This window comes from Methylobacterium sp. E-066 (assembly GCF_022829635.1).
GTDB lineage: Bacteria > Pseudomonadota > Alphaproteobacteria > Rhizobiales > Beijerinckiaceae > Methylobacterium.
The window spans coordinates 97,089-115,030 of the sequence record NZ_JAKSYO010000050.1; the positions used below are offsets into that span (position 1 = coordinate 97,089).

Annotated in this window: 18 protein-coding genes and 1 pseudogene; 11 read left to right on the top strand and 8 right to left on the bottom strand. The window is 71.5% G+C overall.

The annotated features are described in order from the left end of the window. The first annotated feature begins 507 nt into the window (after positions 1-507). The 6 genes from MKL20_RS06365 to MKL20_RS06390 all read left to right on the top strand — a co-directional run bounded on the left by MKL20_RS06365 (position 508) and on the right by MKL20_RS06390 (position 7,493). Positions 508-897: a thiol-disulfide oxidoreductase DCC family protein gene (locus MKL20_RS06365; protein WP_243970622.1), complete on the top strand. Its 390-nt coding sequence runs from the start codon at positions 508-510 to the stop codon at positions 895-897. Between the two features lie 197 nt (positions 898-1,094). Then, positions 1,095-1,817 (top strand): carbonic anhydrase, encoded by a 723-nt coding sequence (locus MKL20_RS06370; RefSeq protein WP_244035968.1) that lies wholly within the window; start codon positions 1,095-1,097, stop codon positions 1,815-1,817. Between the two features lie 148 nt (positions 1,818-1,965). Beyond that, positions 1,966-2,409, top strand: a complete 444-nt coding sequence (locus MKL20_RS06375; RefSeq protein WP_244035969.1) for a hypothetical protein — start codon at positions 1,966-1,968, stop codon at positions 2,407-2,409. Positions 2,410-2,485: 76 nt separating this feature from the next. Further along, a complete protein-coding gene (locus tag MKL20_RS06380; protein WP_244035970.1) occupies positions 2,486-2,893 on the top strand; it encodes a FixH family protein in 408 nt (135 codons plus the stop codon). Then, the gene (locus MKL20_RS06385; RefSeq protein WP_244035971.1) at positions 2,890-4,326 is read left to right on the top strand and encodes an efflux RND transporter periplasmic adaptor subunit; all 1,437 of its coding nucleotides are present in this window, start codon (positions 2,890-2,892) and stop codon (positions 4,324-4,326) included. Before MKL20_RS06380 ends, MKL20_RS06385 begins: the two co-directional genes overlap by 4 nt. Beyond that, the gene (locus tag MKL20_RS06390) at positions 4,323-7,493 is read left to right on the top strand and encodes an efflux RND transporter permease subunit (protein ID WP_244035972.1); all 3,171 of its coding nucleotides are present in this window, start codon (positions 4,323-4,325) and stop codon (positions 7,491-7,493) included. Before MKL20_RS06385 ends, MKL20_RS06390 begins: the two co-directional genes overlap by 4 nt. On the opposite strand, the gene MKL20_RS06395 is transcribed toward MKL20_RS06390, so the two are convergent. From MKL20_RS06395 to MKL20_RS06415, 5 genes are all read right to left on the bottom strand, one after another. Further along, positions 7,400-10,654 (bottom strand): efflux RND transporter permease subunit, encoded by a 3,255-nt coding sequence (locus tag MKL20_RS06395; protein WP_244035973.1) that lies wholly within the window; start codon positions 10,652-10,654, stop codon positions 7,400-7,402. The genes MKL20_RS06390 and MKL20_RS06395 overlap by 94 nt on opposite strands. A 10-nt stretch (positions 10,655-10,664) precedes the next feature. Then, positions 10,665-11,975 carry an efflux RND transporter periplasmic adaptor subunit gene (locus MKL20_RS06400; RefSeq protein ID WP_244035974.1) on the bottom strand — a complete coding sequence of 437 codons (1,311 nt, stop codon included), beginning with the start codon at positions 11,973-11,975 and terminating at the stop codon, positions 10,665-10,667. Positions 11,976-12,110: 135 nt separating this feature from the next. Further along, positions 12,111-12,470, bottom strand: coding sequence for a hypothetical protein (locus MKL20_RS06405; RefSeq protein WP_244035975.1), 360 nt, complete (start codon positions 12,468-12,470; stop codon positions 12,111-12,113). Between the two features lie 91 nt (positions 12,471-12,561). Next, positions 12,562-13,587: a helix-turn-helix domain-containing protein gene (locus tag MKL20_RS06410; protein WP_244035976.1), complete on the bottom strand. Its 1,026-nt coding sequence runs from the start codon at positions 13,585-13,587 to the stop codon at positions 12,562-12,564. A 287-nt stretch (positions 13,588-13,874) separates the two neighbouring features. Then, entirely contained in the window at positions 13,875-14,054 is a 180-nt protein-coding gene (locus MKL20_RS06415) for a hypothetical protein (RefSeq protein WP_243970601.1), read from the bottom strand. A gap of 37 nt (positions 14,055-14,091) precedes the next feature. On the opposite strand from MKL20_RS06415, the gene MKL20_RS06420 reads away from it, so the two are divergent. Beyond that, on the top strand, positions 14,092-14,262 hold the full coding sequence (locus tag MKL20_RS06420) for a hypothetical protein (RefSeq protein ID WP_244035977.1): 171 nt from the start codon (positions 14,092-14,094) through the stop codon (positions 14,260-14,262). On the opposite strand, the gene MKL20_RS06425 is transcribed toward MKL20_RS06420, so the two are convergent. Then, positions 14,259-15,095 carry an outer membrane protein gene (locus tag MKL20_RS06425; RefSeq protein ID WP_244035978.1) on the bottom strand — a complete coding sequence of 279 codons (837 nt, stop codon included), beginning with the start codon at positions 15,093-15,095 and terminating at the stop codon, positions 14,259-14,261. The genes MKL20_RS06420 and MKL20_RS06425 overlap by 4 nt on opposite strands. Before the next feature lie 173 nt (positions 15,096-15,268). Between MKL20_RS06425 and MKL20_RS06430 the strand changes: the two genes are divergently transcribed. From MKL20_RS06430 to MKL20_RS06440, 3 genes are all read left to right on the top strand, one after another. Then, positions 15,269-15,511, top strand: coding sequence for a hypothetical protein (locus MKL20_RS06430; protein ID WP_243970597.1), 243 nt, complete (start codon positions 15,269-15,271; stop codon positions 15,509-15,511). 61 nt (positions 15,512-15,572) lie between these two features. After that, the gene (locus MKL20_RS06435) at positions 15,573-15,902 is read left to right on the top strand and encodes an energy transducer TonB (protein WP_244035979.1); all 330 of its coding nucleotides are present in this window, start codon (positions 15,573-15,575) and stop codon (positions 15,900-15,902) included. A 137-nt stretch (positions 15,903-16,039) separates the two neighbouring features. Then, positions 16,040-16,240, top strand: a complete 201-nt coding sequence (locus MKL20_RS06440) for a hypothetical protein (RefSeq protein ID WP_244035980.1) — start codon at positions 16,040-16,042, stop codon at positions 16,238-16,240. Positions 16,241-16,307: 67 nt separating this feature from the next. Here the strand turns inward: MKL20_RS06440 and MKL20_RS06445 are convergent, their stop codons facing one another. Further along, positions 16,308-16,514: a hypothetical protein gene (locus tag MKL20_RS06445; protein WP_243970591.1), complete on the bottom strand. Its 207-nt coding sequence runs from the start codon at positions 16,512-16,514 to the stop codon at positions 16,308-16,310. A 93-nt stretch (positions 16,515-16,607) separates the two neighbouring features. Further along, entirely contained in the window at positions 16,608-17,090 is a 483-nt protein-coding gene (locus MKL20_RS06450; RefSeq protein WP_243970911.1) for a DUF2721 domain-containing protein, read from the bottom strand. Between the two features lie 578 nt (positions 17,091-17,668). Between MKL20_RS06450 and MKL20_RS06455 the strand changes: the two are divergent. Beyond that, positions 17,669-17,942 (top strand): annotated as a pseudogene (locus tag MKL20_RS06455) (porin family protein); the annotation flags it as partial.

Below are 17,942 nucleotides of genomic sequence, written 5' to 3' on the forward strand. Positions count from 1 at the left end.
TCGGCCTGCGGGAGACCGTCCCACGGATATGGTCGCCATCAGCCAGGGCCGTTCCACATGTCGGCGTGCGCCGCGCGTTGGGAACCTGCGAGCCGCGCCTGATCACGACCTGCGTCAGGGCTGCACGCGGGTGGTGGCGAAGTGCCACGACCCGACAAGAGCTCGGCCCAGGAGCGCTACCTGGGCCGCCGTGAGGCCGCGCGGCTGCTCCTGGGGATGCTGCACAGGCCGGAGATGCAGATGCGGCATCACTGTCTCGACACAGAAGGTCGTCGCCACGTCCGAGACCCCGGCCTTCCGCAAGGGTTAGGCGCAGAACCCGGCCCAGGGGAGGAAAGGCCGCAGGCGACGATCTGAGCCACCTTCGACTGCGTCCGCTCAAGGGGCCGATCACGGTACTGATGCGTTTCCTTGAAGCCCGCTCCGAGACCCGGCCGCGAGCGGCCGAGGTCATCATATCCCAGGCGCCGGGCGAGCGGGGCCGTGCAGGCCGTGAGAGGTGATCCGATGAGTTCCGACCTGACCGTCTACTACGATGGCGGCTGCCCGCTCTGCCGGGCCGAGATCGGCCATTATCAACACTGCCGGGGAGCCGAGCGGATCGCCTTCGTGGATGTCGGGCGCAATGCGCCGGCCGCTGACCTGGGGCCGGATCTCGACCGGGGCGACGCGCTGCGGCGCTTCCACGTGCGTGGCGCGGATGGTCGGCTGGTGTCGGGCGCGGCGGCGTTCGCGCGGTTGTGGCGTGTCCTGCCGAACTGGCGCTGGCTCGGCCGCCTCGTCGATCTGCGCGTCTTCGGGCTGCGGCTTGTCCTGCCTCTGGCGGAGGTGGCCTACCGGCTGTCGTTGCCCCTGCGACCGCGGCTGGCGCGGCTGATCGCTCGCCGGCAGCGCTGAACACCCCATCCCATGCGCGCTCTGCGGCGGAGGCCGAGGCCTAACCTGTGACCGACCGCATAACAAACGTCGACGATATCAATTTGAGCGCCACTGCGTGGCCATTACTGGATTGAGCATCGGTATTAGAGCGTTGTCTGTGAGGCTTTCATCCGGCTCGCTCGCTGGTGGCGTGATGGATGGCCGGGGGAAACGCGATGACGCACACACTGAGCCGTCGGCACATTCTCGGATGCGGTTGCAGCCTCGGGGCGGGGATGATCGCCGCCCTGGCGACGCAGCACCCGGCCTGGGCTGCCGCGCCGAGCACCAAGAAGACCGACATGACGCCCGATCAGGCGCTCAAAGCCCTCAAGGACGGCAATTCCAGTTATCTCACCGACTCGCCGGTGCGCTCCGCTCAGGGGCGTGAGCGCCGCATCGAGATTGCGCTCGGGCAGACGCCCTTCTGCGTGCTGGTGAGCTGCTCCGACAGCCGCGTCTCGCCGGAGATCCTGTTCGGCCGCGGCCTCGGCGAGCTGTTCATCGTGCGCAATGCCGGCAACACCGTCGACACGACGGCGCTCGGCTCGATCGAGTATGCCGTGGCGCAGCTCGGCGTCCCGCTGATCCTGGTGATGGGACACAGTCGCTGCGGGGCCGTCGAGGCCGCCGTGAGCGTGGTCCGGAACAACACCACCTTCCCGGGGGCCATCGGCCAGATGATCGAGCCGATCGTGCCGGCGGTCCTGACGGTCCGGGACAAGCCGGGGGATCTCGTGGAGAACGCGGTCCGCGCCAACGTCGATCGTACGGTGACGCGCCTGCGCTCGGCCGCCGAGCCGCTCCTCACCGACCCGCAGAAGAGCGGCAAGCTGCGCGTGGTCGGCGCCGCCTACAGCCTGGATACGGGCAACGTGGACTTCTTCAACGAAGGGTAGCGGGGTCGCTCGCCCGCTTCGCCGGCGAGCGCCATCCGTCCTGACATGCGCCTTCGCTGCCGTCCTTGACCCCAGGCCACCGCGATCGGCCCTGTCCCGGTCAGCCGAAACACTTCCGCATGGCCGCGAAAGCTGGCATCCTAGACCCGTGATCCTCTGGTTGGCCCTTCGGCGGCTGCTTCCGCTTCTGGCGGTTCTGAGCCTCGCCCTGATTCCGGTCGCCGCCCCCGCGGCGGTCGCCGGCATGCATGCGCCGATGGCCCAGGCGGATCAGGCTCCTGCCCTGCACGGGCACGCCCATGCGATGGACGGGGCCGCGATGGCGATGGACATGGCCGAAGTCGCCATGGAGGCCATGCCCTGCTGCCCGCCCGAGGCTGCGGCGCCGGCGGATCAGCCCGGGGACGGGGCCAAGGGCTGCCTCAAGGGCTGCCCGCTGATGGCCCTGTGCCTCGGTAGCCTCGCCTCCCTGCCGCCCTCTGGGATCGGCCTGGCGGTGCCCCTCGCCACCGGGGCGGCCGCCTTCGCGCGACGCGCCGAGGGGTTCGCCAGCGTCACCGGGACGCCGCCGCCCGAGCCGCCCCGAGCCTGACCCCGATGCCGCGGGCCATGACGCCCGCGTGAGGCCGCACGCCCGTGCGGCCGGCCATCGTGTTCAGGAGATTTTCGTGACCTTTCACTCTGTTGCCCAATCCTTGGCGCGCGCCTGCGCGGCCGCGCTCGTCGGCGTCGCCCTGATAGTCCCGGCTCGCGCCGCCCCGTCGGATTACCGGTTTGAGCTCGTCACCCAGGAGGCCAAGGTCGGCGAGGCCGTCGTGACGGTCCGCCTGGTCGACACGCGCAGCGGCCAACCGGTCACCGACGCGGTGATCTTCGCCAAGCGCATCGACATGGCCCCCGACAGCATGGACGAGATGACCTCGACCCTGGCGCAGCTCCCGTCCACGGAGCCGGGCCTCTACCGGTTCAAGACCAAGCTCACCATGGCGGGTGGCTGGCGGCTGGCGCTCGGGGCGAAGCTCCAGGGCGAGACCGGCACCGTCAGCGACAAGCTCGTCTTCCGGGCCGTGCCGTGAGCCGCGCGGCCTGGCTGACCGGGCCCCTCGTCGCCGTGGCGGCGGGGGGCCTCGGCTATGGGGCAGGGCGCGTGAGCGACGGCGCAGCGCCCCTGTCCGTCGCCCGCGCCTGGGCGGGCTTCGCCGGCGGGACTCCGGCTGCTGCGCCGAAGCCTACGGAGCCGGTGGTGTATTACCAGGATCCGGACGGGAAGCCGGTCTATTCCCTGTCGCCGATGATGACCGAGGACGGGCGCCTGTTCCGGGCCGTCCAGGCCAGCGAGGATCTGCGCTTCGACAGGCCCGCCGCCGAGGACGTTCCGGGTCGGGCCGGGCCGGGGGAGGGCGACGGGCCAAAAAAAGATCCCGGCCGGACGGTGCGCTACTACCGCAACCCGATGGGCCTGCCCGACACCTCGCCCGTGCCCAAGAAAGACTCGATGGGGATGGACTACATCCCCGTCTATGACGGCGACAATCCGGACCCGAGCACCGTCACGGTCTCCCCCGGCCGGATCCAGCGCACCGGCGTGCGCAGCGCCGTGGTCGAGCGCCGGGTCGTGTCCCGGCCGGTCCGGGTGCCGGGCACGGTGGCGCTGGACGAGCGCCGGGTCACCGTGGTGGCGACCCGGGCCGACGCCTATGTCGACCATGTCGAGGACGTCACCACCGGCGACCGGGTCCGGCAGGGGCAGCCCCTAGTCTCGGTCTACGCGCCGGAGATCAACGCCGCCGCCGCGCAGCTGATCGCCAATCCGGGCTTCGACGGCGCCCGCCGGCGGATCCGCAACCTGAACGTCTCCGAGGCGGTGATCGCCGAGATGGAGCGAACCCGCACGGTGCCCCGCGCCATCACCTGGGCCTCGCCGCGCGACGGGCTGGTGCTCGAACGGCGGGCCATCGAGGGCATGAAGGCGGCGGCCGGCGACACCCTGTTCCGGATCGCCGACCTGTCGCGGATCTGGGTCCTGGCCGACGTACCGGAGCACGATCTTGCCGGCATCCGCGTCGGCCAGGCCGCCACCGTGCGGGTGCCCGGCCGCAGCCTCACCGGCCGGGTCGGGATGATCTACCCGCAGGTGAACCGGGAGACCCGTTCGACCCGCATCCGGATCGAATTGCCGAACCCGGACGGGCTGCTCCTGCCCGACATGTATGCGGATGTGGAGATCGCCACGGGCTCCACCGAGCCGGTGGTCGCGGTGCCGGAGGGAGCCGTACTGGAGACTGGATCGCGCCAGGCGGTGCTGATCGATGGTGGGGAGGGCCGGTTCGCGCCCCGCGCGGTCGAGATCGGGCGCCGCGGCGACGGCTACGTCGAGATCCGCGCGGGCCTCCGGGCCGGCGAGCGGGTCGTCACCGCGGCCAATTTCCTGATCGACGCCGAGAGCAATCTGAAGGCGGCGCTGGCGAGCCTCGCCGCCCCGCCGGCCGACGGGGAGGGCGGCCGATGATCGCCCGGCTGATCGCCTGGTCGGCGCGCAACCGCGTGCTCGTTCTGATCGGCACCGTCTTCGCGGTGGCGGGGGGCATCCAGGCCCTGCGCACCCTGCCGCTGGACGCCATTCCGGACCTCTCGGACGTGCAGACCATCGTCTACACCGAGTATCCGGGCCAGGCGCCGCAGGTGGTCGAGGACCAGGTCACCTACCCGCTGACCACCGCCATGCTGACCGTGCCGCGCGCCAAGGTGGTGCGCGGAGTCTCGATGTTCGGGGTCTCGTTCGTCACCCTCATCTTCGAGGACGGCACCGACCCGTACTGGGCGCGCTCGCGGGTGCTCGAATACCTCAACGGCGCAGGCAGCCGCCTGCCCGCCGGGGTGATCCCGACGCTCGGGCCCGACGCCACCGGCATCGGCTGGGTCTACCAGTACGTCATCCTGGCCCGGCAGCGGACGCTCGCCGAACTCCGGTCCCTGCAGGATTGGGTGATCCGGTTCGCGGCCTCGCGCGGGGAGGGGGTGGCGGAGGTCGCCCCGGTGGGCGGCTTCGTCAAGCAGTACAGCGTGATCGTCGATCCGAACCGCCTGCGGGCGCAGGGCATCGGCCTGAACCGCCTGCGCGACGCTATCCGGGCGAGCAACGCCGATGTCGGCGGCCGCACGGTCGAGCTGTCCGAGTTCGAGGTGGTGGTGCGCGGCCGGGGCTACCTCAAGGGCACCCAGGATATCGGCGCCATCGTGCTCAAGACCGACAACGGCACGCCGGTGCGGGTGCGCGACGTCGCCCGGGTGGAGATCGGGCCCGACGAGCGGCGCGGGATCGCCGAGCTCGACGGAGAGGGCGAAGTCGCCGGCGGCATCGTGGTGCAGCGCTTCGGGGCGAATGCCCGCGCGGTCATCGCGAGTGTCAAGGATCGCCTCGCCGAGATCGCCAAAAGCCTGCCGTCGGGGACCGCGATCGTGCCGGTCTACGACCGGTCGCAGCTCATCGACGCGGCCATCGCGACGCTGACCCACACCCTGGTCGAGGAATGCGCGATCGTCGCGCTGGTCTGCGTGGTGTTCCTGCTGCACCTGCGCAGCGCGCTGGTGGCGATCCTGATGCTGCCCGTGGCGATCCTGATGGCGTTTTCGGCCATGCGCGCGCTGGGGCTCGGCGCCGACATCATGAGTCTCGGCGGCATCGCCATCGCGGTCGGCGCGATGATCGACGCCGCCATCGTGATGATCGAGAACGCTCACAAGCACCTGGAGCGCGCGCCGCCGGGGCGGCCCCGGGCCGAGATCCTGATCGGGGCCGCCGCCGAGGTCGGGCCGTCGCTGTTCCTGTCCCTCCTGGTGATCACGGTCTCGTTCCTGCCGATCTTCACCCTGGAGAGCCAGGAGGGCCGGCTGTTCGGGCCGCTCGCCTTCACCAAGACCTTCGCGATGGCCGCCGCCGCGCTGCTGTCGGTGACCCTGGTGCCGGCGCTGATGATCCTGTTCGTGCGCGGCCGGATCGTGCCGGAGCACCGCAACCCGGTGAACCGGCTCTTGGTCGGGGCCTACCGGCCGCTGATCGCCGCGGTGCTGCGGGCCCGGGTGCTGACGCTCCTCCTGGCCCTCGGGATACTGGCCGCCACGATCTGGCCGGCCCGCCAGCTCGGCTCGGAATTCATGCCCGAGCTCAACGAGGGCACGCTGCTCTACATGCCCACCACCCTGCCGGGCCTCTCCGTCACCAAGGCGGCGGAGCTGCTGGCGACCCAGGACCGGATCATCAAGACGTTTCCGGAGGTCGCCTCGGTCTACGGCAAGGCGGGCCGCGCCGGCACCGCCACCGATCCGGCGCCGCTGGAGATGTTCGAGACGATCATCCGGCTCAAGGCCCCCGAGGCGTGGCGGCCCGGGGTGACACTGGCGAGCCTGCGGGCCGAGATGGACAAGGCGCTGCAGTTTCCCGGCGTGTCCAACGCCTGGACCCAGCCGATCCGCGCCCGGATCGACATGCTCGCCACCGGCATCCGCACCCCCGTGGGGATCAAGCTGTTCGGGACCGATCTCTCGGCGATGGAGCAAGTCGCCCGGGCGGTCGAGGCGGCGGTTCGCACGGTTCCGGGCACGACGAGCGCCTATGCCGAGCGGGTCGTGGGCGGCACCTTCCTCGACATCACCCCGGACCGGGAGTCGCTCGGCCGCTACGGACTCACCGTGGGCGACGTCCAGGATGTCGTCGCCACGGCGCTCGGCGCGGCGACCGTCACCACCACCGTGGAGGGCCGCGAGCGCTACGGCGTCGCCGTGCGCTACCCGCGCGCCCTCCGGTCCGACCCGCAGGCGATTGCAAGCGACGTCCAGGTGGCGCTGCCCGCCGGCGGGACGGTGCCGCTCGGCGCGGTCGCGTCGATCCAGCTCGCGCGCGGGCCGACCGCGATCCGCACCGAGAACGGGCGGCTCGCCCTCTACCTCTACGTCGACATCGCCGGGCGCGACCTCGGCGGCTACGTGGCGCAGGCGCGGGACGTGGTGGCGCGGGCGGTGCCGCTGCCGGAGGGGATGACGCTGCAGTGGAGCGGCCAGTTCGAGGCCCTGGAGCGGGCCGAGGCGCGGCTGCGGATCGTCGTGCCGGCAACCCTGATGGTGATCGTGCTGCTGCTCTACCTGGTGTTCCGCCGGGTGACCGAGACGCTGATCGTCCTGCTGTCGCTGCCCTTCGCGCTGGTCGGCGGCGTCTGGCTGATGTGGGCGATGGGGTTCCACCTGTCGGTCGCCGTGGCGGTGGGCTTCATCGCGCTGGCCGGCGTCGCCGCCGAGACCGGCATCCTGATGCTGGTCTATCTCGACCAGGCGCTCACCGAGCGGCGTGGCGAGGCCGCGCGGGCCGGGCGGCCCCTCACCCGGGAGGACCTGCGCGCCGCCATCATGGTCGGGGCGGTGGAGCGGGTCCGCCCGAAGATGATGACCGTGGTGGCGATCATGGCCGGCCTGGTCCCGATCCTGTGGAGCACCGGCGCGGGGTCCGAGGTGATGCAGCGGATCGCCGTGCCGATGATCGGCGGCATGGCCTCCTCGACGCTCCTCACCCTGATCGTGATCCCAGCGGTCTACGGCCTGGTCAAGGGCCGCGGCCTGCCGGCGGAGGCCGACCTGTCAGGCTCGGCCCCGACCGGGGCGGCGGCCCTCCCGAACCGCGCATAGAGCGCCGGCAGCACCACCAGGGTCAGCAGGGTCGCGCTGATCAGGCCGCCGATCACCACGGTGGCCAGCGGCCTCTGCACCTCGGCGCCGGTGCCGGTGGCGAGCGCCATCGGGACGAAGCCGAGCGAGGCGACCAGCGCCGTCATCGCCACGGGCCGCAGCCGGGTCAGGGCCCCCTCCAGGATCGCCGCCCGCAGGGGCCGGCCCTCGGCGACGAGCTGCTTGATGAAGCTCAGCATCACCAGGCCGTTCAGCACCGCCACCCCCGAGAGCGCGATGAACCCGACCGCGGCCGGCACCGACAGCGGCATGTCCCGCAGCCACAGGGCCGCGATCCCGCCGGTCAGCGCCAGGGGCACAGCGCTGAAGACGAGGAGCGCGTCGCGGGCGCTGCCGAGCGCCGAGGTCAGCAGCAGGAAGATCAGGACGAAGGAGACCGGCACCACCAGGGTCAGGCGCCGCCGGGCCGAGGCGAGGTTCTCGAACTGGCCGCCCCAGGTCACGGAGGAGCCGGCCGGCAGCGCGACCTGCTCGGCGACCTTGCCTTGCGCCTCCGCCACCAGCGAGCCGATGTCCCGGCCGCGGACGTTGGCGGTGACAACGACGCGCCGCTGGCCGTTCTCCCGCGAGATCTGGTTCGGCCCCTCGGTCACCGAGAAGCTGGCGACCTGCCGCAGCAGCACGGACGCGACCTTGCCGTTCGGCCCCGGGGGCAGGGGAACGGGCAGGTTCTCCAGGGCCTCGCGGTCCTCCCGGACGGCGTCGGTCAGGCGCACCACGATCGGGAAGCGCCGGTCGCCCTCGAACACGAAGCCGGCGTCCCGGCCGCCGATCGCGGCGCCGATCACCTCCTGGATCGCCCCGGTGCTCAGGCCCAGGCGCGCCGCCTCGGTCCGGTCGATCCCGATCTCGAACACCGGCAGCCCGGCGATCTGCTCGACCTTCACGTCGTCGGCCCCCTCGATGCCGCGCAGGATCGCGGCGATCTGGTTGGCGGTCCTGAGCATCGGCTCGAACGCGTCGCCGAACACCTTGACGGCGAGGTCGCCCCGGGTCCCGGCGAGCAGCTCGTTGAAGCGCATCTGGATCGGCTGGGAGAACTCGTAGACGTTGCCGGCCAGCGCCCCCACGGCCGCCTCGATCTGCGCCTGGAGCGCCGCCTTGGTCAAGGCGGGATCGGGCCACTCCGCCTGCGGCTTCAGGATCACGAACGTGTCCGAGGCGCTCGGCGGCATCGGGTCGGAGGCGATGTCGGCGGTGCCGGTCTTCGAGAAGACCGTGGCCACCTGCGGGAAGGTCGCGACGATCTGCTCGACCTTGAGCTGCATCGCCTGCGACTGGGTCAGGGAGGTCGAGGGGATCCGGCTGGCGTTCAGCGCGATGCTCTTCTCGTCCAGCAGCGGGATGAACGCGGTGCCGAGCCGGGCCGACAGCAGGCCGGCGCCCACGAGCAGCAGCAGGGCCGCCCCCAGGACCGGCGCCGGCGCCCGGATCGCCGCGGCGAGCAGCGGCCGGTAGGCGGCCTTGAGGCCCCGGATCAGCGGGTTGTCGGCCTCGGTGACCCGGCCGGTGATCACGATGGCGATCAGCGCCGGCACGAAGGTCAGCGACAGCAGGAACGCGCAGGCCAGGGCGAGGATCACGGTCAGCGCCATCGGCTCGAACATCTTGCCCTCGACCCCCGTGAAGGTCAGGAGCGGCGCGTAGACCAGGATGATGATCGCCTGCCCGTAGAGGGACGGGCGGATCATCTCTTCGGCCGAGGCCCGGACCGTCTCCAGGCGCTCCTCCAGATCGAGCCGACGGCCCAGCGCGTGCTGGCGCCCGGCGAGGTGGCGCAGGGCATTCTCGGTGATGATCACCGCCCCGTCGACGATCAGCCCGAAATCCAGGGCGCCGAGGCTCATCAGGTTGGCCGAGATTTTTGCCTCGACCATGCCGGTCACGGTCATCAGCATGGCGACCGGGATCACCAGGGCCGCGACCAGGGCGGCCCGGACGTTGCCGAGCAGCAGGACCAGCACCGCGATCACCAGGGCCGCGCCCTCGGCGAGGTTCTGGGCGACCGTGCGGATCGTGGCCTCGACCAGGACAGTCCGGTCGAGCACCGTCTGCACGACGATGCCGGGGGGCAGGGTGCGCCGGATCTGGTCCAGGCGTGCGGCGACCGCGGTGGCGACCGTGCGGCTGTTCTCGCCGATCCGCATCAGGGCGGTGCCGATCACGGCCTCCCGGCCGTCCGCGCTGCCCGAGCCGGTGCGCAACTCGCGCCCGAACCGCAGGGCGGCCACGTCCCGGACCCGCACCGGCACGCCACCCCGGGTGGCCACCACCACGTCGGCGATCGCCTCCATGCTCTCCAGCCGGCCGGCGGCGCGGACGATGGTGCCCTCGCCATTGTCCTCCAGGTAGCGGGCGCCCTGGTTGGCATTGTTGGCCTGGAGCGCCCGGACGACGTCCGCGAAGGACAGGTCGAGGGCGGTCAGCTTCGTCGGGTCCGGCTGGACGTGGTACTGCTTCTCGTAGCCGCCGATGCCGTCGATGCCGGCCACCCCCGGCACGGTCCGGATCTGGGGCCGGATGATCCAGTCCTGGACGGTGCGCAGGTAGGCGTTCTGCTCCAGCGCGGTGGCGAGGCGCTGGTTCTCCGGAGTCAGGTAGCTGCCGTCGGGCTGCCAGCCGGGCCGGCCGGCGGGCGAGACCGTCCGCTCACCGGGCTTCGCGTAGTGGACCGACCACATGGTGATCTCGCCGAGGCCCGTCGAGATCGGGCCCATATGCGGCTCGGCCCCGGGGGGCAGGTCGCCCTTCACCTGCGACAGGCGCTCGGCGACCTGCTGGCGGGCGAAGTAGATGTCGAGCCCCTCGTCGAAGACCGCGGTGACCTGCGAGAAGCCGTTGCGCGAGAGCGAGCGGGTGTAGTCGAGCCCCTTGATGCCGGCCAGCGCGGTCTCGACCGGGTAGGTCACCTGGCGCTCGATATCGACCGGCGACAGGGCCGGCGCGAGCGTGTTGATCTGGACCTGGTTGTTGGTGATGTCCGGCACCGCGTCGATCGGCAGCCGGGTCAGGGCCGTGGCGCCGAAGGCCGCCGCCAGCAGCACGAGGAGCAGGACCAGCCAGCGCTGGCGGATCGAAACGTCGAGGATGCGGCTCAGCATGTCCGGCGCCTCAATCGTCGTGGCCGGCTTCGGCCTTGCCGAGCTCGGCCTTCAGCAGGAAGGAATTGGCGACCGCGATGGCCTCGCCCGGCGCGAGCCCGGCCGTGACCGCGTAGGCCTCGTCGTCGGAGCGCCCGAGCTCGACCGCGCGCATCGCGAACCCGTCCGGGGTCCGCACGAACACCACCCGCGTGCCGGCCACGGTCTGGAGCGCCGCCTTGGGCACCCGGACCGGCACGTGGTCCCGGTCGATCTCGAGCTCGGCGGTGACGAAGGTCCCGGGCCGCCAGGCCAGGTCGGCATTGGGCAGGGCGACCACGACCCGGGCCGAGCGCGTCTCGGCGTTGAGGAACGGGCTCACGAAGATCACCCGCCCCTCTGCGCGGCGGTCGCCGCCCTCCCGGGTCGGGGTGACGGCGACGCGGGCGCCCTCCTGGACCTGGGCGAGGTCGAGGGTCGGCACCGACAGCTCGATCCAGACCGTGGAGAGATCGGCCATGAGATAGAGGTCGGCCGGGTCGCCCTCCTTGCCCACCGCCGAGCCGACATCGACCCGACGCTCGACCACGCGGCCGGCGAGCGGCGCGCGCAATTCGTAGCGGCGCAGGGTCGAGTGGGTCGGGGTCGCCTCGTCGCGGGTCTGCGCGGCCGCGACCGCGGCGGCGTCGAGCCCCAGCGCCGACAGCTTCTGGCGGGCGAGGTCGGCCCGCAGCCGGGTCTCCAGGAACGCCGCGCGGGCGCTCTGGAACGCCGATTCCGAGGCCGAGCGCGAGGCCAGCAGCTTCTGCTGGCGCTCGAAATTGATGGTCTGGAGTTCGACCTGGACCAGGGCGGTCAGGTACTCGCTCTTGGCGTCGGCGACCTCCCGGCTGTCGAGCACGGCGACGACCTCGTCCTTCTGCACGGAATCGCCCAGGCGCTTGCGCATCTCCGCCACGGTCCCGACCACCCGGGCCGGGACCCGGGCGATCCGGTCGGTATCGGGCGTGATCGTGCCGGGAACGAGCAGGTGGCGCGCCAGCGTGCCGCCCGCCACCGGGGCGACCGTGATGTCCTGGGCCGCCACCTGCTCGGGGCTCATCCGGATCACGCCCGCCTCCGCGTGCGCGTCGTGGCCCGCGTGCCCGTGGCTCTCATGCGCGGCAGCCTGCGCCGGGCCAGGGTCGTGATCGTGCCCGGTCGGTTCGGGGCCGGGTTTGCCGGCGGGCCGGGTCAGGCCGATCGCCGCGAGGCTGTCCCGGACGAACCCGGACACGCCCGGAACGGCGGCGCCGACGACGATGCCGGCGGCCAGGAGGAGACAGGAGATCAGGAGACGCATGGGGGCCTGCTCGGCCGGGACCGCAGGCGCCGCGCGGCGGCGTCCGGGGGATCCCGTTCAGATGACGCGTGAGGGCGAACCGGGCGCCCGCGCGGGGGCCCGGCCAGGACGCGCGCCGAGAGCGGCGGCGTCAGCTCACGCGCGGGGCGGCCGGGGCAGGCGGTCCGGGACGACCGAGGGGAGGGCGGCGGCGATCCGGACCGCGACCGGCCGGCCGGGAATCGCCGGCGGCGCCGGGATTCCGGTCTCGAGCTGCGCGACCTGGTGGCAGCCGCAATGGAGGTGCTCGGTCACGCCGGGATCGACGCTGCTGCCGGCCTCCGCGAGGGACGGCCCGTCGACGCGGTCGTGATGGCCGCCCGCATGGAACGCCAGATCCGCCGCGAGGCCCACGCCCGGTCCGGCCAGGGACAAGGCCAAGGACAGGGCGAGGACGCGCGCGAGCATGCGGGCGGCGATCGCCCACCAGCCGCGCCCCGAGCGCCCCTGCTGCATCCGAGATTTCATCGCGGCCGTTATGGGCGATACGGCCCCGGGCGCACAAGGGGCGCCGCACAAAGGGCCGGCGGGACCGGGGCGACCAGGCTCACGCGGACAGCCGCAGAACCCAGTCGTAGAAATCGGCCCAGTCCTGGCGCGGCGGCAGCGGGGAGGGTGGCGCGCCGGCCTGGGCGCGGACGTCCCGGGGGGCGCAGCCGAACGCGTCCCGGAACGCCTGCGTGAAATGCGCGGGATTCTCGAAATGCCACCGGTAGGCGACCTCCGAGATCCGCACGGACCGGCCCTCCCCCGCGCGGACGAGGTCCCGATAGGCGCGGTCCAGCCGGCGCTGGCGGATGTAGCCGGCCACGCCGCCCATCGGGGCGAACAGGCGGTAGAGCGCGCTGCGCGAGACGCCGAACCGCCCGCAGAGCGATTCGGCGGTCAGGCCCGGGGCGGTCAGCTCGGCCTCGATCACCTGCCGCATGGCGAGGAGGAGCGGCGCGCGCTCCGGCGCCTGGCCGGTCCGGCCGCCTCCGGACAGGCACGGGACGGCGGCGGCGAGCAGCGTCGCCGTCGCCTCTGCGGCCGCCCGCGCCTCGCGCTCCGAGAACCCGTCGGCCTGGGCGCTCAGGGCGCGCAGATGATCGGCGAGCAGCCGGCCGAACGGCGTGGTGCCCTGAAGGACAGTTCCGTGGAGCGCATCGAGATCGCCCGCCCCCTGGCCGAACAGCGGCCGCGGCAGCACAACCGTCAGGGCGCGGTAATCCGTGGAGCGGGCGGCCAGGGGCCGGGACAGGTCGAACAGGCAGAGATCGCCCGGCCCGCAATCGCGCTCGCTGCCGTCGATCGTGATCCGGGACCGGCCGGACACGCGGACATGGGCCAGGATGTGATCGACGCCCATCCGGGCGACCAGCGCGCGCGGGCGCTCGAACCGCAGGCTGGAGGCGCTCGCCCGGCACAGGATGGCATTGCCCAGGTGCCGGACCTGCGATCGCCCGCGGAAATCGGCGACATCCTCCTGCCGGATCGAGAATTCCCAGAACGGGGCGACGGCCTCACGCCAGGCCGCCGCCTGATGCAGACCAGGCTCGTCCGCGCCCATCTCCAGGACTGATTTCGACCGCATCACCGGAGTCACGCATTCAGCATTCGCGTGCGCAGCCGGCCGCGTACTGATGTGAGGTGCTGTTTTTCAGATGAAAGGTCAAGGTTTCGCGGATGGCGCCCGGTTCGCTCCGGGGGAAAGTGGGCGCATGGCGGATCCGGACCCGCCCTCGCCCAGGCCGAGCCACGAAAAAACCCCGCGGGCCGGGATGGGCCGCGGGGCTGAAGGAAGCACGGTCGTCGGAGCGCTGGGCTCCTGGATCGACCGATCTTTCGGCCTTTATGGTTAAGGCCGGGTTACCGACTCGCTTACTTGCCGCTGGGGGCAGCACCGCTGCCGGTGGCGCCGTTGCCCGTGCTGTTGCTGCCGGCGGGGGCGCCCGACGTCGAGGTGTTGCCGTTGGGCGTGCTCTGGGCGGCCGCCATCCCGGCGCTGCCGGCGACGAGCGCGAGGGCGAGAAGCGTGGACTGAAGGGTACGGCTGGTCATGAGACGCTCGAACTGAGAGGGGCCGACCGAGGCCGGCATGACCCCAACAACCGCCGGGGGCCAGCGGCTGTTCCCGGCGGTCGCGCACCGGCAGGGCTGCGCCGTCCCGGAGAGCCCGAACGGCAACGCCCCGGGAGCGGAGGCTCCCGGGGCGTTGCAGCGGGTCGGATCGCTACCCGGCCCGAAGGCCGGGTGGTCCGGGTCTTAGTACGAGCCGAACTTGTAGTTCAGGCCGGCGCGGACGACGGCGAACTCGTCGTCGCGGCGGCCGACGATGCTGGAGAAGGCCGGGACGTTGCTGGCGGCGTTGATCACGAACGCGCCCTGGTTGCGGGTGTTGCGGTCGAGGTTGACGTACAGGCCTTCGACCTTGACCGTGACGGCGCTCGACCGGAAGAAGTTCAGGAACGAGTCGACCGGGAGGGCAAATTCCATGCCGCCGCCGACGGCGTAGCCGGTGCGGAAGCTGTCGTTGCCGGCGAAGCCGCCGAACGAACGATCGGCGCTGCCCGAGCCGTAGGCGAAGCCGCCGGTGCCGTACACCAGGACCCGGTCGAAGGCGTAGCCGAGGCGGCCGCGCACGGTGCCGAAGAAGTCGAGGCTCGACAGGCCGCGCGGGTCGGTCACGTAGAGACCCTGACGCAGCTGGCCGCCGGTGATGAGGGCGTTGTTCCGGCTGCGGCCGAAGTCGAGATACTGGGCGTCGGCCTCGATGCCGACCACCACGCCCGAGCCCGGGGTGAACTGGTAGTTGTAGCCGACCTGGCCACCGCCGGTGAAACCTTCCTGGTTCCGCTGGCTGAAGGTGGCGGTGGTGACGGCGGTCGTGGCGAACGCGGCCGGGACCCCGAAGCTGGAGTTGCTGTTGCTGCTGGCGTCGAACGCGTAGCCGGCGTTGATACCGAAATACGCACCGGTCCAGGTGAACACGGGCACCGGGGTGAAGATCGGCGGCGGGGCGGCGCGACGCGGCAGGTCCGCGGCCGAAGCGGCGGCGGTCAGGGCAGTAAAGGCGGCCAACGAGGCCAGAAGCGTCTTCATGACTGGTCTTTCCCCAGCGAATGTTCCTATCGCCCCGGAAATTACCCGGTTTTCCACACTCAAGCTGTATCGTCGCTGCCACAGGTGCGGCGGAAGGCAATCGCCGCCCGATCGGGACGGGCTTGAACCATCCCGCCGCCGGCCCGTTGGCGCCCCACGGTACGGAGGCTCCCATGACCAAGCTGTTCATCGCCCAGATCCGCGATGCGGGTCGAGACAGGCCGCTCGTGACCGTGCGGGCCGAGGCCGAGGGCGAGGCGCGCCTGTTCCTGGCGGCCGCCTACCCGGAGGCGGAGATCGCCAGCGTCACCGAGCCGGGCGACTGGACCAGCGATGCCGATACCGGCGCCCGGGCCGGCGACATCCGCGAGCATCCCGGCGCCACCTGGCAGCCGCCCTCCAGCCTGGCGGATTGACTCGCATTCGAGCGATGATCTTCACCGGCCGTCAGCCCGCCTCGGTGAGGCTGGCGCCGTGATGTCCGGCGATCCGACTCCCCGGCTGTTCGCAGCCGCGGCCGCCCTGACCGGCGCCGCCTTCCTGATGGTCCGCTCGGAACCGTCCTGGACGGGTGTCGGGTTCGGCCTGGCCTGTCTGGCGCTCTGGGCCATCGGGACGCTGGCTGCGAAGTCCGGCAAGCCGCTCGCCCTGACCAAGCCGGCCCGGCCGCTGGTGCTGGAGGCGGTCGTCGTCGAGACGCCCCGGGCCAAGCCGGAACTGCTGCCGGCCCTCCCGAGTCCGACACGCCTCCCGGAGAGCCCGAGCCATCGCCAGCGGGTGATCGAGCGGCGCATCCCCCAACTGTAAGGGAGCCAATTCTGCGAAGCGTCCCGCCGTCACGGCCGCCTCTCCGCACAGGCTGCGAAGAGTCTTCGACGCGAGCTTCTGCCGCAGCGCCGATGCCGGACACTCCGCGTTGCCCGCAGCCCAACGAGGAGACCGGCATGGCCGACAAGGCTCACGTGACGACCTACACCATCAAGCAGGCCCTGGCCGCCAAGGTCGAGGACCATATCGAGATCGCGGTGGAGGCCGAGGACGGCACCAAGCTGAAGCTCAAGGCGACCGCCGATCAGCTCGACGCCCTGGTGGGCGACCTGGAGACCATCCTGGACGCGGACGATTCGGACAACGAGGCCGCTTAAAGCGACGGTCGGGGCCGCCGCCCGGATGCGATCGGGCCGGCGGCCCCACGCGACACGGATACCGCGCTCACCGCTTCGATTCGATGGCCTGCGCATCGAGCAGCGGGATCAGCGGCTCCAGGTCGATGATCGGGCCGCCGATATCGAAGAATTCGCTCTCGTCGGGCAAAACCATCTCCTCGTCCTCGCCCCGCCGCCCGAACGGCAGGAGGGAGGAGAGCATCCCGAGGCACAGGGCTCCGGCAATGAGGGCAACCAGAATCGCGACACTCATGGCGGAACACTCGGACGCGGCGGGCGAGCGGAATCAAGCACCGTCGAGATTAAGACGAAGTTCCTCGGGCACGCAACGCGAAACCCGAGCGGATCATGGTTGCGCCGGAACCTTGTCCTGCTGGTGATCGACCTCGTCGCGCACCCCGTGGCCGGCCATCAGGATCTCGGTCATGAACGCCCCGATCGCCGCCACGGTGCAGACCAGAGCCGCGCCGAAGCAGGCGAACAGGATCGAGGCGGTCGCCGCATCGCGCATCGCCCCGACGAACAGAGTCAGCACGGCCAGCCCGATCAGGCAGGCGCCGAGCGAGGCGAGCACGACGGCGACATCGAGGACGAAGGAGCGCCGCCGCAGGAAGGTCAGCCGGCGGGACAGGCGCGCGGCCTCCGCATCCGTCACCGTGACGATCTCCCCCGAGAGCGTGTCGACCTTGTCGGAGATCCGGCCGAGGCGGGTGGAGAACACGTTCAGCAGGGTCGCGAGCGCCGACAGCAGGAAGGCCGGCGCGAGCGCGACCTGGATGATGTGGGCGATGCTGTCGGGCTCGGTGGAGCTCAGAGAGAAGCCGAACATGGGCATCATGCTCGCGGGGGTCGCGCGACCGCCCGGCCTTCGGCATCGTCCCGCGCGGCGGCGGATGTTTTCGGACACGGCATGCCGGGAGGGTCACCACAGGATGCCGTGCGGGCGCAACCCGGTGCCCCGCGTCGCGGGCTTGCCGGAACCTCGCAGGTAGGCCCGCGATCCCGGATCGGCCGAGATCCACGATCGGTTTACGGCCGGTATCCGAGGGGCAGGGCGGGTAAATTAATCTTAACCGCTAACAACAGTACTCGATGGGCTTGCGGGCCGCCGGCCAGTCGGATCTAACAGGAGCCGAAGCTTCCTGGTTGGTCCTGGGAATGTTCTCGAGCAAACTACAGCCCCGTCAGCCTCCGTGCGGCGGGGTTTTTTGCTGCCGGAAACGTCGAGATACAAATCTTTGGGCCGAAATCGGCTTTCCTACGTGCGGGATGTGCTCAACCGCACGCGCCCGTCTACCGGTTCGAGGCCCTCGGGAGCCGTGTTGCAGCGCTGCACTATCGCGCTTCCTCAACCTGCCGTTTCTGTTGCCGGGCACACATCCCGTTGAACGGGAGACAGAGGACCAGATGATCAAGAAGCTTCTTCTCGCGAGCGCCGCCACGGCCCTCCTTACCGGCGCCCCCTCGGCCGCCGACCTGCCGCGCGGCGCTCCCCCGCCGCCGGTGTTCCCCCCCGTTCCGGTGTTCACCTGGACCCGCGCCTCCTTCGGTATCAACGCCGGCTACGCCGTCGACGCCAGCAGCCGCTCCGACAATTCGACCTTCCGCGTGCATGGCGGTGTCGGCCTGACCAACGCCCCTGCCGCCGTCCACACCTTCCCCAAAAGCAGCCCGGAAGGCC

What these genes read in the sequence shown, in the direction of transcription:
- MKL20_RS06365 (WP_243970622.1), top strand. Translation starts at nt 508, where the DNA reads ATGAGTTCCGACCTGACCGTCTACTACGATGGCGGCTGCCCGCTCTGC.
- MKL20_RS06370 (WP_244035968.1), top strand. Translation starts at nt 1,095, where the DNA reads ATGACGCACACACTGAGCCGTCGGCACATTCTCGGATGCGGTTGCAGC.
- MKL20_RS06390 (WP_244035972.1), top strand. Translation starts at nt 4,323, where the DNA reads ATGATCGCCCGGCTGATCGCCTGGTCGGCGCGCAACCGCGTGCTCGTT.
- MKL20_RS06395 (WP_244035973.1), bottom strand. Translation starts at nt 10,654, where the DNA reads ATGCTGAGCCGCATCCTCGACGTTTCGATCCGCCAGCGCTGGCTGGTC.
- MKL20_RS06400 (WP_244035974.1), bottom strand. Translation starts at nt 11,975, where the DNA reads ATGCGTCTCCTGATCTCCTGTCTCCTCCTGGCCGCCGGCATCGTCGTC.
- MKL20_RS06405 (WP_244035975.1), bottom strand. Translation starts at nt 12,470, where the DNA reads ATGCAGCAGGGGCGCTCGGGGCGCGGCTGGTGGGCGATCGCCGCCCGC.
- MKL20_RS06410 (WP_244035976.1), bottom strand. Translation starts at nt 13,587, where the DNA reads ATGCGGTCGAAATCAGTCCTGGAGATGGGCGCGGACGAGCCTGGTCTG.
- MKL20_RS06415 (WP_243970601.1), bottom strand. Translation starts at nt 14,054, where the DNA reads ATGACCAGCCGTACCCTTCAGTCCACGCTTCTCGCCCTCGCGCTCGTC.
- MKL20_RS06420 (WP_244035977.1), top strand. Translation starts at nt 14,092, where the DNA reads ATGACCCCAACAACCGCCGGGGGCCAGCGGCTGTTCCCGGCGGTCGCG.
- MKL20_RS06425 (WP_244035978.1), bottom strand. Translation starts at nt 15,095, where the DNA reads ATGAAGACGCTTCTGGCCTCGTTGGCCGCCTTTACTGCCCTGACCGCC.
- MKL20_RS06430 (WP_243970597.1), top strand. Translation starts at nt 15,269, where the DNA reads ATGACCAAGCTGTTCATCGCCCAGATCCGCGATGCGGGTCGAGACAGG.
- MKL20_RS06435 (WP_244035979.1), top strand. Translation starts at nt 15,573, where the DNA reads ATGTCCGGCGATCCGACTCCCCGGCTGTTCGCAGCCGCGGCCGCCCTG.
- MKL20_RS06440 (WP_244035980.1), top strand. Translation starts at nt 16,040, where the DNA reads ATGGCCGACAAGGCTCACGTGACGACCTACACCATCAAGCAGGCCCTG.
- MKL20_RS06445 (WP_243970591.1), bottom strand. Translation starts at nt 16,514, where the DNA reads ATGAGTGTCGCGATTCTGGTTGCCCTCATTGCCGGAGCCCTGTGCCTC.
- MKL20_RS06450 (WP_243970911.1), bottom strand. Translation starts at nt 17,090, where the DNA reads ATGTTCGGCTTCTCTCTGAGCTCCACCGAGCCCGACAGCATCGCCCAC.